Origin of the sequence: Acinetobacter sp. ANC 4470 (assembly GCF_002135335.1) — a bacterium.
Lineage (GTDB): Bacteria > Pseudomonadota > Gammaproteobacteria > Pseudomonadales > Moraxellaceae > Acinetobacter.
In genome coordinates, this window is sequence record NZ_NEGC01000004.1 from 77,492 (window position 1) to 92,510 (window position 15,019).

Annotated in this window: 10 protein-coding genes; 1 reads left to right on the forward strand and 9 read right to left on the reverse strand. The window is 35.2% G+C overall.

The window, feature by feature from the left end; translation table 11 throughout:
• Positions 1–43 precede the first annotated feature (43 nt).
• The 9 genes from tssM to B9T25_RS07345 all read right to left on the reverse strand — a co-directional run bounded on the left by tssM (position 44) and on the right by B9T25_RS07345 (position 11,900).
• Positions 44–3,859, reverse strand: a complete 3,816-nt coding sequence (gene tssM, locus B9T25_RS07305) for a type VI secretion system membrane subunit TssM (RefSeq protein ID WP_086187799.1) — start codon at positions 3,857–3,859, stop codon at positions 44–46.
• Positions 3,860–3,921: 62 nt separating this feature from the next.
• On the reverse strand, positions 3,922–5,343 hold the full coding sequence (locus tag B9T25_RS07310; RefSeq protein WP_086187800.1) for a hypothetical protein: 1,422 nt from the start codon (positions 5,341–5,343) through the stop codon (positions 3,922–3,924).
• Entirely contained in the window at positions 5,340–6,338 is a 999-nt protein-coding gene (gene tssG, locus B9T25_RS07315) for a type VI secretion system baseplate subunit TssG (RefSeq protein ID WP_086187801.1), read from the reverse strand. The genes B9T25_RS07310 and tssG overlap by 4 nt, the downstream gene beginning before the upstream one ends.
• Positions 6,302–8,110: a type VI secretion system baseplate subunit TssF gene (gene tssF / locus B9T25_RS07320; protein ID WP_086187802.1), complete on the reverse strand. Its 1,809-nt coding sequence runs from the start codon at positions 8,108–8,110 to the stop codon at positions 6,302–6,304. The genes tssG and tssF overlap by 37 nt, the downstream gene beginning before the upstream one ends.
• An 11-nt stretch (positions 8,111–8,121) precedes the next feature.
• A complete protein-coding gene (gene tssE / locus B9T25_RS07325; protein WP_086187803.1) occupies positions 8,122–8,598 on the reverse strand; it encodes a type VI secretion system baseplate subunit TssE in 477 nt (158 codons plus the stop codon).
• A 72-nt stretch (positions 8,599–8,670) separates the two neighbouring features.
• On the reverse strand, positions 8,671–9,174 hold the full coding sequence (locus tag B9T25_RS07330) for an Hcp family type VI secretion system effector (RefSeq protein WP_004649007.1): 504 nt from the start codon (positions 9,172–9,174) through the stop codon (positions 8,671–8,673).
• A gap of 52 nt (positions 9,175–9,226) precedes the next feature.
• Positions 9,227–10,708, reverse strand: a complete 1,482-nt coding sequence (tssC, locus tag B9T25_RS07335; protein ID WP_086187804.1) for a type VI secretion system contractile sheath large subunit — start codon at positions 10,706–10,708, stop codon at positions 9,227–9,229.
• Positions 10,701–11,204: a type VI secretion system contractile sheath small subunit gene (gene tssB, locus B9T25_RS07340; RefSeq protein WP_086187805.1), complete on the reverse strand. Its 504-nt coding sequence runs from the start codon at positions 11,202–11,204 to the stop codon at positions 10,701–10,703. The genes tssC and tssB overlap by 8 nt, the downstream gene beginning before the upstream one ends.
• A gap of 15 nt (positions 11,205–11,219) precedes the next feature.
• Positions 11,220–11,900 (reverse strand): hypothetical protein, encoded by a 681-nt coding sequence (locus B9T25_RS07345; RefSeq protein WP_213032990.1) that lies wholly within the window; start codon positions 11,898–11,900, stop codon positions 11,220–11,222.
• Positions 11,901–12,315: 415 nt separating this feature from the next.
• Here B9T25_RS07345 and tssH point away from each other — a divergent pair, with 415 nt between their 5' ends.
• Positions 12,316–15,000: a type VI secretion system ATPase TssH gene (gene tssH / locus B9T25_RS07350; protein ID WP_086187806.1), complete on the forward strand. Its 2,685-nt coding sequence runs from the start codon at positions 12,316–12,318 to the stop codon at positions 14,998–15,000.
• Positions 15,001–15,019: the final 19 nt, after the last annotated feature.

Consider the following 15,019-nt stretch of genomic DNA (forward strand, 5'->3'; position numbering starts at 1 on the left):
CACTCCCACTTTTTTGTTGTCCTATTCCGTCTCTTTTTATAGATCATGGGGTGATTCCATTTAATACCGAGGTCGCATTTGTTTTAACTGCTGCAGCAGGCATAGGCGCTGCTTGTGCCGCAACGACACGCACTGATTTATGATTTACCACTTGGTCAACCAATTGCATTCCAATATAGCCACGACCAGAACCAACATGATCAGAAGTTCCACTGATTAAACGGAAATTTACTTTTACAGCCAAGTCCGGATTTTGTTGATTTTTCCAAATCATCTCAAAATAACCACTGCGTTGGGTACGTTGTGCACTATCAATTAAACGGTTAATCCCATACTCACCCGGTTCATCAAAAATTGTGTGTGTCTGCCCTTCTAAATCTACGGCTGTAATACGTGCGCCCGGAATAGCACCTTGATTTGGCCATACAAAATTTACCCATTGCTGGATCCCATTTTCATAGAGCATACGCTGACCATCAATATCAATGGTATAAAAAAGTAATTGGGTATTTTCTAATGGATAAAACTGGAAGTTTGATTGATTGGCTGCTGTTGCAGCAGCCGTTTGATTGAGCTCTCCAGTTGCCATTCCATTACTTGGCGCAACATAACTTTTGAAATTCATAACAAATTGAGGATTTAAACTAATCCCTAAATCTTTCCAAGTTTTAGACGTTAAGCTATAGCCCCGACGAATCACCAATGGATCAAGATGATCTTTAGAAAAGCGCGCAATACTGCCATTTTCACCCAAAATTTGCCCAATTTCATTACTCGTTGCTTGTAAGGTCGCAGAAGAATTAAATGGATATTTTTGACTTAAATTATGTGTAAATGGTTGATTTGCCTGTATTGTCCATAATTTATTGATTTCATCCTGTGTTGGAATCAATAGACTATTGAATGATTGGGTGAGTGGACTCATCAATAATTTTTGTAATAACTGTTGATCAATTTCATTCAATCCAGCGGACATTTTTTCATCAATTAATTTTTGTGTGCCATTAAAGACAGAATTTTGCTCATTAATGGTTTGCTTAACCAAAGTCATGGCTGTAGGGCCAATATCCCCTGCACTTTTTAAATCATTGAACTTGCTACGAACCTGTGCAAGGGATTGCATGTATTCATCGAGTAAGGATTTATTCTGTTGATCATCACGCTTACGAACCGTTTGGTAGAACATTTGGAATTCTGTTGAAATTACCCCCTGAGTTTGATTCGATGCTTGTTGGGTAATTTTAGATTCATCGCTATTTAACACTTTACGTTTAAACCATGCCACAAAACCCGTTTGAGGAGCTGCTAACTCTGCTTGAACGATAGGATTATCCCAGCTGGTTTCCTTGGCAATATGATTCATCACAGAACGAATAGGCGAATTTTCAGGTTCGCCTAAAACGTCAATATTCATCGCTTGTTGTTTGAAATCATTGGTTTTTGCATAATGAATGCCATTTAAAAATTTACGCCATTCCGCTATATATTCTTGCTTATACAATTGTGTTAATTGTTTACGAATTTGGTTTGGGCTACCACTAAAAGTTAGGTCATCCGATTGTGTACTGTTTAAAACCCAATCTTTGCTATCTGTTGGACGATTTGCCGCCTCATCAATGGCTTTTTCTACATATTCAGACCATGCTTTATAAGTAAATATACCGGGTAAAGCATAACTACCGAGTACGGGATTTGGGTTATTTTGACCGACCAATTGTTTTATGGTGAGCGCAGGAAATTGAACTGCAGCACGCATTTTAATTTCATTATAAACACGATCACGTGCAGGTATGCCCTGAATAACAGATAACAAAACTTGACGGGTTTGATCGACAAGCAATGTATCCGACTGCAGCAATGGGAACTGGCTATCATGAGTTAAAGTCATCGTATAGGATAGAATTTGCTCTGCTTTTTGCAGCATTTCACCACGCGGCATCTGCCTACGATTAGAATCTAACCAAGAACGCCAAAAACGTGTTACTTGATCACTTAAATGACTTGAATCCATATATTGTGGATTACTCATCATCAAGTAAGCTTTTAAAGCATTATAAGCATCTTGTGGATTGGTTTCAGAAGGCTCTAAATATTGTTTATTTTTAGCAACTTGTTTAATTTCAACATTGACGTGATTGGCTTTTAACGTGGCTGCATTATTTTTGATATGGTGTAAATATTGAGCAATATTTTGTTGTGCAGGTTGTAAAACAATTTGCTTCACCCCTTTTAAATATTCCGTTTTTAATTTTTCGCGTAATTCATTGCCTTGATATAAACCAAAACCAAAACCAAATTTAATTGGGCGATTTTCAGAAAATTGATCCAGTTGCTGCATTCGGTCTTGTAAAATTAACAAGGCATTCAGTTGGGTTGATAATTCTTGTCCAGATTGTTTTTCTAATTGCACAACCTTGTCCAAATCCGCTTGAACATCAGCAATCAACTGTTGATTATTACGATATGACCATACCCATACACTTAAAATAATTGATACAGCTAATAATACCGTCATAAATGCAAGGTAGCGTTGTCTTTTACGTCTAGGGTTAATATGTTGTTTGACCAAATTTTTATCTTTTAGAATCACTTCCGAAAATAAACCTTTAAGAAAATAACCATGATTTTGTGAAATAGAATTGGTTGGGATAGAATTTTCATTATTCACACTTTTGGATAAGTGAAAATCCTGTGCAATTTGTTCAGTCATTGGACTTTCAATGACACCTTCTTGCAAGGCACTGGTAAAGTAAAAACCACGAAATACAGGCTTAAACTGATATGGATTTTCTTCAAATAATGTTCCAATAAATGTTTTAAGTGCGGGTTTGAGGCTCTTAAACTCCAAAGGAAATGTCATCACACTAGGTGAAATATTTTGAGTATAACGTCGACTCAGGTGAGTACTACTCACCTCTTTTAAGCCATCATATAAAGTAGAATAATGCTCTTCAAACAGCTCTACTGCATTATTTGCAGAGTTCAGATCATAAGTTAATGTTGCTCCCCAAACTTGATCAAATTCATTCACGTCATAACATTCAAAAAATTCAGTAAATCCTGCAATTAAATCCATTTTGGAAAAGACCAAATAAACAGGTACAAAAATCTCTAAGTGTTCGGTTAAGTCTTGGATACGTGCTCTTAAATTTTTTGCCAATTTAATTGATTTTTCAGGACTCTGGCTAATCAGTTCTGCAATACTAACAATCACAATTAAGCCATTCACTGGTACTTTAGGGCGATTTTTCTTTAATAAACCTAAAAAGCCTAACCATTCCGAGCGATCTTCAGCATAAACGGAATAACGCCCTGCGGTATCCAGTAAGACCCCTTCTGTCGAGAAAAACCAATCACAATTCCGAGTACCACTTAATCCAGACGACACCATTTTTTGATGTGATTCTTCAAATGGAAATTTCAGCCCTGAATGATAAATAGCTGAACTTTTACCCGCAGCAGGATTGCCAATCACCATATACCAAGGTAATTCATATAAGGCTGCATTACCCTTTTTATCACCCAGTTTGGACTTACGAATTAATTGGATAGATTGTTTAATTTGTTGATTTATTTGTTGTAATTCATCTTTGTCTTTTTGCTTAGCATATTCCACGTGTGTATCATTTTCAATCGCGTTAGCAAGCACTTCGCCTTGTTTGGAATGATGGCGCTGTCGAATCAGCCAATAAATAGCATATCCAATTAAAACCAAAACATAGGCTGTAACCAAAGCCCAAAAAATGTTTCGGGGAATGACGTTATATGAGGAAACTAATGCGACTAAAAAAGACAGTGCAATGATGGCTTTAGGATTCGTTACATACTGCCAGACATAACCTAAAATGGTATAAAACATGTGATTCTCGTTATTTTCTTAATTTTTATGAATATTTAAAATAAGTTATTTTTAATGTGATGCTATTTGATATCAGCTTGAAAAAAAGCATACGTTGAAGCGTGATCGGCACTATATACCATTGCAGTCAGCTCCTCTGGTAAATGCACGCCTAACATAAAGCCAAAAATTTTTACTAATGATTGTGTATGCCCAAAACTTTGTTTGGGATATAAAAAATGATGTGTATCCACAGAGATTTGTGAAAATACTTGAGTGGTTTTTTTGATGACTTTAATATCGGTTGCATCATCTAACAGCAACACAAAAGGATTGGTTTGTTCTATTTGCTCTGTATGACTGGGTATCATCTGATGGAAAAAACTTGATAAATCATCAGCATTCAATGCCACTTTCAGTATCTTCATCACCTCTAGATGGTTTATTTTTACATCTTGAGCTGTGACACAGCAACTCGATGCAAATTCTGCCGCCAAATAATATTCGGTTAACCACATTTGTTCATCAAGCCATGCCTGATCAATTTCAGAATCGACATTAATCACCAAGGATACTTCATGAGGCTGCGTTGCTATCTGCCCCAATAAATTCAACCAATCCTGATATGAATTTTGTTGAGCAATAAAATGATATTTAATCTGGATCTGCTGCGAAATAATGCCCAATGATTGCATAAATTGAAGCAACAGCTCACGGCTAGACGATTCATCCCACATATGTAATAAGTTGTCTGCTAATAAGACATGAATATTCAAGCAATTTAAGCGTGAAACTTGCTCAACCTGCGGCTCAAAATCCTCATTTTGATCACCTTTTTGATCATCTGAAGTGACCCAAGCCGGATGTATACGATACTGGTAGGCAAGTTCAACATCATAAAAAAGTGCAGATTTTTTTAAATGTTCAGCCAGCTGCCATAAAATTTCAGTTTGTTGTTCTAATTGCTGCTGAATCAAAGCTTTAATTCGCGGTATACGTGCATGATCTAAATCAATATCGTCGTCATATTGCGATTGTTGCAAATCATCATCAATCGCCGTAATTCTGTAGGATAGAACAGGTAAACCATAAGCATTGATCAAATGAACATCCAGTTCTGGACTGCTAAATTTTTTCATCTGCTCAATAATAGTCTCATTTTCACCCAATGCACTCACCGCAAATGAAGAAAAGATATTTAAAGTAAGCCATTGAATAGCATCAGTTTTAGTTTTTACATTATTTTTTTCTCGTTCAATGTGGTCAGATTTTTGCTGTTGTAATCGCGCTTGTTGTGTTTCTTTGCGCTTTTTTTGATATTGGTAAGCTTGATAAATTAAATAGGGTGAAAGTAGTATTAGAGATAATACCGTGGGTAACAAAATAAAATATGCGATTAAATCCATACTCGATGGATCATATTGAATATCCCGCCAATAATAAATAATCGCCATGCTTGCTAGAATAAAGATACTGCTAAAAATTCCAGTCATGAGTTTAATCATAAAACACCACCCAATAATGCATAACACGTTTCTGAGTGATGTTCAGCAGCATGTTTTGGCATTAAAAAAGCCCCCTGAGTTAAACCGATTTCTGATTGAGAATCTAAGCACAGTGGCTGTATATCTTCTTTTTTTAAAATTAACCGAACGTCCATCATTAATGTTGGACTACACCAAGTGGATAGTATTTTCTTGAGTTTATTGCTCATTTTTTGCTCAGGTAAAAAATTGAGATAATCTTTTCTAGATAATGGACCAACTTGTATTTCAATTTTTTCATTAATTTGTCGAATATTTTCACCACAAAAAGTATTCACGCCTAATAAACTTGCATTCAATCCTCCTAAAGTAGTTTTTTGTCCATCGTCTAATTTAAATTTTTCCTCAATAAACTCTTTTATTACAAAATTAGTTTTAAAAATACAACTCAACATGGTCATCAACGCATACGCTGTATTATTTTGACCTTGCATTAGCCCTGAAAACTCTGCGAAATAATCGTCTAATTCCGCTTGTTCTTGTTGTGAACTTACATAGCCATTTAAAGCATGCAGAATATCGAGATAATCATTTTCTGCTTCTATTTCATAACGTATGGGTAAATGATACGCTAAACGCGCATCTACATATTGCGCTGTCAATTTGTGATTAAATAAACCTAGAAAATGAATGGTTTCTACTTTTTGCTGACGACCACTTTGTTTAATTTTATGGGTATAGGTATAAGGCAAAGCACCTTGCATTCCCGTTAAACCGACCATTAAATTGGTTAAATGGATACGTTCATTTTCAAGCTTGAGTGTTTCAATTTCAGAACCGGGAAAATTAAGATTTAAAGAACTATTGAACTTAAAATTATTCGCCCAATAACCTGTTGTCGGTGAATAAGGTATGTGTCGCAACAAACGTGTCGCCTGAATAAACTCATAAGATGTAGGCCTTGTAATCAAATCATCAATTACAGAAGCTTCTTGCCACCAACGTTCTGCACGCATTGGTATAACTCCTGTTGTGTATTTGAATCTCTTACGACTAAGTCAACATAACTGTTCATTTGCACTTTTAAACTAAAAATATGACTTAAAAGTTGAGTGAAAATATACAGACTGTGCCCTCTAAAAATCTGTGAATCAATGGATAAATTCACCTTCACACCACGTACAAACAAAGGAAAAGGTTTTGCTTCAACCAACTTTTGCGTCAAAGAAAAATCAATCTTTTTAATAGAATCAATAATAAGGTGGTTTTCTTTTAATTTAGGCAAATTATACAGCTCTAAAAGCTCCTTAATATGACTGATGGCATCGCCTTTCATTAACGATAAAGTATTGAGTGAAAGATGAGAAATAATGCGCCATTGTTCCTTTTTATTTTGAGCAAAAGAATAAGATAGTGTTGGTCTTTTTAAAATAAGCGCATGCCGTGCCAAATTACTATCATTTAAGTTGAGCACATTATTGGCTTGACTGAATGCCTCATGCGGTAAATCTCGATTGGAACACAACAGTTGACAACTCATAAAATCAGATTTGGTGCTGTGCGGTAACAAATGCTTAGAAATAATGGAATAGCCTGTTTCAAGTAATTTATTTGGTAATTGGGGTGAGCTTAGACTATAAAAAAACTGGACATCATCTTGCTGATAATGACTCATCGCAAAAAACGGTAAAACAGGAAAAACCACCTGATCGTGATTACTTTTTTCTCGAATCATATTCATTTTAATAATAGAATAGACTTGATAAAATTCTGGATGATGTATATCCGTAATTAATGGATATTCTAATTGTTTATGATTGATTTTCTGTGGTTCGGCTTGCTTATGAAATAAATTAACGATGGGAGTTGAAAACAATTTAAAATTCGCAATATTTAATTCTGTATAGTTTTGAATACAGGCTTGATCATTTAAGTTCAACTTTAAATGAATCAAGATTTCAAATTCGTTTTGCTCTTGCTTTAAGTGTTTTAAAAAACTTAAATTCAGATTGAGATAATTAAATTTTTCAGCAAAACAAAAATATTCCATTAATAAACGATAAGCATGATGGCTGTGCTGATCAATGGGCAATAAACTCTCTTGTTCGGTAAAACCGAGCACTTCAAATGGATTATTAATTGCAATAATCTGGTTTCCCATTTTTAATGAAAAACCCGTACTTTGATGAAAGATGCTATCTAAAACCTGTAAGGGAAAATTAGAAATGGCATCCAAATAAATAGGTAATTTTTCGAGGATTAAATGTTTGTGACTTTGATTAAAAATTTCAAAGTTTAAACTCAATGTTGCATTTTGATTTAAGTGCATATAAGCACTTGGATTGGTCTTAAAATTTAACTGGTTTAATGCAATCGGTAGTAATCGAACAGCGCGTGTCGTAGTAAATTCGCATTGTACTCCCTTAAAACTACGCGATTTTAATGTTGTCGATTGAGGAATCTCATGTGCTTCGTTGAGTTTTTTAACTTTATTGATATCGTCAAAACTCACCACGGAACATGCTGGAAACGGTTTGAGATATTGAGGAAACATCACCTCAAATAATGACCGTGTAAAAACCTCATAACTATCGGCAAGTTTTTTATCAATACGAGCTGCCACCAGTGAGAAAGCTTGAATCAAACGTTCAATATGTGGGTCATCAATTTGCTCCTGATTAAGCGCTAAACGCTGAGCAATTTTTGGATATTTTCGTGCAAATTCACGCGATTGTTGCCCAAATTCTTGTAATTGTTTTTCATAATACGGTAACAGTTCTTCAATCACAGAAAACCCACTTAAGATCGTGCCGAAATAACATATTGTTGTGTTGTTGGTTTTAATAAAGCATCAAAAATAACAGGCTCAAATAAAGGATGAATATTTAAGTACGCATGGATGCTTAAATATAAAGCCCCCATATTCTGACCATCGAGTAACATCTCGACTTTAATTTGTTTAAGCCTTGGTTCATGTGCAGTAATCGATTGTTGAATAGATTGACAAATTTTGTCCCGATCGCTTGGATTAGCCGTCGATAGCCCAACAAAATCAATAATTCCAAATTGCAAAATAGATTGTTTCGCCAAAGGAAATTGATCAATGAAATGATCTAATTTCGCCATTCGGCTATTCAGCAAATCCTCTAAATCAAAGGCTACAGATTCCCGTAACTTTTGAAGAGAGATGCCTCTATAATTTTGATCAGTTTCAGGTAATAAACGGTCAAATAGCGTTGTTCTAAAGCCGTAGGGATATAATTGGTCTAAATTCATATTTTACTTATTTTAAGATCAAAGATAAAAAACAGTGGCTAAGCACTGTTAACCACTATTTTTGTCACAAAATTATGCAGCGTATGACGCCGTATTATTAGAAAGTGACCATTTTTTAGTCACAGCACCTTTTTGCGTACCATTAATATCTTGTTGATTATAAGTCCATTCTACTGCTGCATATTTCAAACCAAATGATTCAGTAGGTACACCTTCTTCATTTACAGTGGGTATGACATTAGAAACAAGGACATGTTTTAATTTAATTTGAAGATATTTAATCCTTTTATCACCATTTGCACGGTAAAAATCGATTTGAACTTCATCAAAGGTATAACCCGCTGAACACGCTTCCCAAAGTTTTGGGCTGGTTGCATCCAGATCTTTGACAAAAATCATATCTGAATGCTCAACACGTTCCGCCGTATGACCACCAACACTTGATGATGTTGCTGATTTTGGTTGACGCATATTGTGTGCCCAAGAGTTAACTTCTAACCAATCTTTATGCTCAGTATCACGAGACTCTCCATCAACCTTATATTTTCCTCGAAATTGTACATATATGTCTTTCATTTTTTTAGATTTTCCTATTTTAATTTAAAGTTATTATAAAATTGCACTCTTCTTAATGAGAGGACTGAGGTAACTCAGTAACGAGTCGTAAAGAAACGGATAACTCATCCAATTGAAAATGTGGTCTTAGAAAGACCACTGACTTGTAATGCCCAGGTTGAGCTGGGTTTTCTACAACTTTTACAGAAGCTTCACGAAGTGGATATTGTGCTTTCGCTTCTTGAGAAGCTCCATCGTCTAGCAAAATGTATTGTGATAACCATTCATTTAGAAATGCTTCAATATTTCCAGCAGAAGCAAAACTACCGACTTTATCTCGCATCATGGCTTTTAAATAATGTGCAATACGAGAAACAGCCATAATGTATTGAATTTGACTGGATAAAGTAGAATTGGCATTTGCTGTATCACTATCATATTTTTTCGGTTTTTGTGTCGATTGGGCGCCAAAGAACGCTGCATAATCGGTATTTTTACAATGAACCAGAGGAATAAAACCTAAGTCACTGAGTTCTTTTTCTCGGCGATCAGTAATGGCAATTTCAGTTGGACACTTAAAGACCACTTCCCCATCATTAGTTTTAAAGGTATGTACAGGTAAACCTTCAACCAACCCACCACCCTCTACACCACGAATGGCTGCACACCAACCATGCATATCAAAGGCATTGGTTAAACGTGTTGCAAAGGCATAAGCCGCATTCATCCATAAATATTCATCATGATTTTGACCGGAAACTTCTTCAACAAAGTTAAAACCTTCAGTCGGTGTACCATCTTTAGGATGATATGGTAAACGCCCTAATACCCGTGGCATGGTCAATGCGACATAACGGGCATCATCACTTTCGCGAAATGAACGCCATTGTACATATTCGGCTGTTTCAAATATTTTTGAAACATCACGCGGTCGATCAATATCAGTAAATGACTCTAACCCAAGCATATTTGGGCTTGCTGCGGAAATAAAGGGGGCATGTGCTGCGGCAGCAACATGGGAAATTTGTTCCAACAAATACATATCTGATGGTGTACGATCAAATTCGAAATCACCAATTAAAGTAGCATATGGTGCACCACCAAATGAACCATACTCTTGCTCATAGATTTTTTTAAATAAGCTACTTTGGTCAAAATCTGTCGCACCCTGAAAATCTTTAGTCAGCTCTTTTTTAGTCGTATTTAACATACGAATTTTAATTAAAGAATGGGATGGCGTTTCTTGGCAGAAATAATACAAACCACGCCATGTAGATTCAATTTTTTGAAATTGTTCATGATGCATGATTTTGCTTAATTGACTAGAAATTAAAGCATCAATTTCTGCAATTCGTTTATCAATAGATAAGGTCATATTTTCAGAAACGACAATCGTTCCATCCATGACTTCTTTGGCTAATTCTGCAATTAAGTTTTTTACCCGATGATGTTCTTCATCATTACGCGCAATACGACTTTGTTCAACAATACTGTCAAGCAAAGAAAACTCTTCAACATCGATATTGGTCGCAGTCGCAGCATATAAATTATTCATATTCTGCCTCCGCACTCAACTTACGCACTTGATCGGTATTTTGTAAAACCTCATCAAGCAAGTCTTCAAGACGTTCATTATTTGAAATTTTATTACGTAAATCTGTTAATCGCTCGCGCGCTTCAACTAATTTTCGTAAAGGATCAACCTGTAGAACCACATTTTCTGGACGGAAATCTTGCATGCCATTAAAGTTTAAATTTATTGCTAGAGATCCCTTTTCTTCAGTAAGCATATTTTCCACTTGAAAAGCCGCACGTGGTGCAAGAGAGGTCATGACATCATCAATGTTATCCAAATCTATATTGATAAATTTCTTATCTTTTAATTTGGTTTTTTCTAATTCAGAAGCCGCAGAAAAGTCCCCTAACACGCCAATTACAAAGGGTAACTCCTTAACTTCTTTAGCGTCTCCCACTTCCACATCGTAAGTTAGTTGTACGCGAGGTGGACGGATTCGTTGCAATTTTTTTTGTACACTTTCACGTTTAGCCATGAATATGCTCCTATTTTAATTATTTTTAAATGAAGAAAATGGGCTTGAACCCGAAGCTGTTGAAGTTGTATTTTGTGGTTTTATTGCTGTAATGACGGTTCTTATCGATGTTTTTACTGGAGGTGAATTCATACTTTTTGATCGGCTGAGCTGCGTTTTTTTATTGCTTGAATAGTGAGATGAAGTTAGCTTTTTTGCAGCTTCTTTGGTGGATTTTTTATTCTTTGTCGTATTTTGCATCTCAACTTTAGACGCCGATTTAGATGCTGAAGCATCGAGTATTCCTAGCGATGTACGAATACTCTCTGACAATTGCTTCGCTGCTGGATAGGTCATTTCAGTATTTAAATAGCGTAATTCATTATTACGCATATGCTGTAAAGAACTTTGTGCAATGCCTACTCCTGCAAGAAAAGTGACATCTGTAAGTGCAGTACGCTGAATATTTTGCTTACGTAAATGATCTACCAATTGTAATGCTTTTAAATTTTTATCTAATTGTTGAAATCTTTGTGCTGCTTGAATAAACAATTCATTTTTTAATTCACTGTTTTTTTTATTCTTGTTATCACAAATTTGGCTATAAATCTTGAGTAAGTCTGGATCAGTTTCATTAGCAACCAAAGGGTAATCTTTAATGCAACCTTTTTTAAGTTCAATTCGATTTTCATCTGCAAATGTGAATTGACTCACCATAATCATGACAATTATGGATATAAAAAATATACTTTGATTCAAAGTCAGCCTCTACTTTAATTATTTTAAGTTTAATTATTAATATGAGTTAAATCACATGGGTGATTTGCTCAGTTTTATTTCAATTTTTATAATTTCAAATCAACGCTGCGAATTTAACAAAAAATAGTCCTACTAAGTCAACAAAAAATTAACAATAATTATCATTATTTGACATATTTTATAGTTTTTGTCTGTAAAACGCCAAAATAGATCATATATATTTTTTGTTTTTTCGGAAAAATGTGTAGAATACGCCAAATGCTTTCACACATAAAAATATAAATCTTTGTTTTTAATAAATATTTAATTAAAACTGATTAAGTGATGAAAATACAATAAAAATTGATTGTTCTTTTAGAAGATCGAGTGCCATATGAATAATTTAAAAATTTTGATTACAAAATTATCTTCTTGTGCCCGAATGGCACTGGAAAAGTCAGCCAACAGCTGTATAGCGCAACAAAATTATGAAATCGAAATTGAACATTTCTTTTTGGAATTGCTACAACAAACTGCAAAAAATGATTTACAGCTGCTTTTAGCAAAATACAAAATTTCGACTGATGGTTTAATCGATGATTTAAAACAAAATATTGCGCAATTACCGAAAGGTAATAGTCGTACTCCAATCTTTGCTAAATCAATTATTTACTTATTAGAACAAGCTTGGTTATTGGCTTCTGCTGAACAGAAACCCGTGATTCGAAGTGGTCATCTGCTGGTTGTTTTATTGACAGCTTCTGATCTTTATCAAATTGCAGTGCGTGCTTCAAGTTTGTTTGACTTGTTCCCTATCGACAGCATGAAACATCATTTTTTAGAGATATGTTCACACAGTATTGAGCATCAATCTGAACAACATTTGAATAATAATCATCCAATAAGAGACAATAAGCCATCAGAACAAATTTCAAAAAAAACACCGGCTCTAGATCAATTTACCAGTAACTTAACTGAAAAAGCTAAAAATGGTGAGATTGACCCTGTGATTGGTCGTGAATTTGAGATTCGTTTGCTACTCGATATTTTAATGCGCCGTCGTCAAAACAATCCTATTCTAACGGGTGAACCTGGTGTCGGAAAAACAGCTGTTGTTGAAGGCCTAGCACTTAAAATTGCCAATCATCAAGTTCCAGATGCTTTAAAAAATGTGCATTTACATACCCTTGATATGGGTTTGTTACAAGCAGGTGCCAGTGTTAAAGGTGAATTTGAAAATCGTTTAAAACAAGTGATTCAAGAAGTTCAAAGCTCAAGCCATCCTATTATTTTATTTATTGATGAAGCACATACGTTAATTGGTGCGGGTGGACAGGCTGGACAAAATGATGCTGCAAATTTACTTAAACCTGCGCTAGCACGAGGTGAATTACGTACTATTGCTGCAACCACATGGGCTGAATATAAGCAATATTTTGAAAAAGATGCGGCATTAAGTCGGCGTTTTCAAGTGGTTAAGGTTGAGGAACCGACGGAAGCAGTTGCCATTGATATGTTACGAGCAATGATTCCTGTCATGGCACATCATTTTAATTTACAAATTGATGATCAAGCGATTGTTACAGCCGTACAGTCCTCTCATCGCTATATTAGTGGACGGAAACTTCCAGATAAAGCGATTAGTGTATTGGATACAGCAGCCGCTCGTGTTGCATTAACGCAGAATGCTCAACCGATAAAGTTAGATCATCTGCAAGCGCAACGATATAACTTACATCTTGAACATAAAATTCTGGACAATGAACATAAAAACCGCCCCATTCATCATGAGCGTTTAACAGCGTTAGGCCAGAAAATTGAATTTTTAGATGCTGAAATTAGCAATACTAAAAAACAATGGAAATCTGAACTAGAACTTGTTCAAAAAATTCAATCTTATATACAAAAAGATCAGTTAGTTGATTCTTCAAATCAAGATAAACAAGTCATTAGTGTTTTACGTCAACAATTGGCTGCCCTACAAGGAACAACACCGCTAGTATTTGAACGGGTCAATGCACAGATTATTAATGAAATTATTTCAGATTGGACCGGTATTCCTATAGGGAAAATGGTCAGTGATGAAATCAAGAAAATTTTATCTTTGCAAGATAAACTTGCTGAACGTGTGATGGGACAAGATTATGCTTTGCATCAACTTGTGCAAGGGATTCAAACATCTAAAGCAAAACTTGAAGACCCGAATAAACCACAAGGCGTCTTTTTATTGGTTGGGCCCAGTGGCGTAGGTAAAACAGAAACAGCGCTAGCGCTAGCCGATGCATTATATGGCGGAGAGTCTCACTTAATTACCATTAATATGTCTGAATATCAGGAAGCACATACGGTCTCTGCATTAAAGGGAGCGCCTCCGGGTTATATTGGTTATGGTCAAGGTGGTGTTTTAACTGAAGCTGTTCGTCGTAATCCATATAGTGTTGTATTGTTAGATGAAATTGAAAAAGCCCATAGTGATGTTCAAGAATTATTTTATCAAGTTTTCGATAAAGGCATGCTTGAAGATGGTGAAGGTCGTTTAATAGACTTTAAAAATACCACCATTCTTTTAACCGCTAATGTCGGTTCAAGTGCAATTATGCAGGCCTGTTTAAACTTACCTGTTCAGGAATGGCCAACAGCCGAAGAATTAATCGATCAATTAAAACCGAATTTATATCAACAATTTAAATCTGCATTTTTAGGTCGTTTGCGTGTCGTGCCTTACTTCCCTTTACATGATGATTTACTGGTACGGATTATTAAACATAAATTAGCTAAAATTACCGCACGTTTAGAAAAACAATACGCCAGCAAAGTGACTTACACTGAAGCACTGATTGAATTACTCCTGAGTCGTTGTACTGAAGTCGATAGTGGTGCACGTAATGTAGACCATATTTTGAATTCTTCAGTATTACCTGCTTTAGCAACGAAAATTTTAGTTTGCCTAGCAGAACAAAAACTACCAAAACAAATATTTATTGATGTTCAGGCCGATGAGATTATCTATCAACTTGATCCTGTTGTAAAAAACATAAAAAAACGTAGTAATAATAAAAGCAAAGCGATAGAAGCATAATTTTTTAAATATTATAAAA

What these genes read in the sequence shown, in the direction of transcription:
- B9T25_RS07345 (WP_213032990.1), bottom strand. Translation starts at nt 11,900, where the DNA reads ATGGTGAGTCAATTCACATTTGCAGATGAAAATCGAATTGAACTTAAA.
- tssB (WP_086187805.1), bottom strand. Translation starts at nt 11,204, where the DNA reads ATGGCTAAACGTGAAAGTGTACAAAAAAAATTGCAACGAATCCGTCCA.
- tssE (WP_086187803.1), bottom strand. Translation starts at nt 8,598, where the DNA reads ATGAATTTAGACCAATTATATCCCTACGGCTTTAGAACAACGCTATTT.
- B9T25_RS07310 (WP_086187800.1), bottom strand. Translation starts at nt 5,343, where the DNA reads ATGATTAAACTCATGACTGGAATTTTTAGCAGTATCTTTATTCTAGCA.
- tssH (WP_086187806.1), top strand. Translation starts at nt 12,316, where the DNA reads ATGAATAATTTAAAAATTTTGATTACAAAATTATCTTCTTGTGCCCGA.
- tssC (WP_086187804.1), bottom strand. Translation starts at nt 10,708, where the DNA reads ATGAATAATTTATATGCTGCGACTGCGACCAATATCGATGTTGAAGAG.
- tssG (WP_086187801.1), bottom strand. Translation starts at nt 6,338, where the DNA reads ATGCGTGCAGAACGTTGGTGGCAAGAAGCTTCTGTAATTGATGATTTG.
- tssM (WP_086187799.1), bottom strand. Translation starts at nt 3,859, where the DNA reads ATGTTTTATACCATTTTAGGTTATGTCTGGCAGTATGTAACGAATCCT.
- B9T25_RS07330 (WP_004649007.1), bottom strand. Translation starts at nt 9,174, where the DNA reads ATGAAAGACATATATGTACAATTTCGAGGAAAATATAAGGTTGATGGA.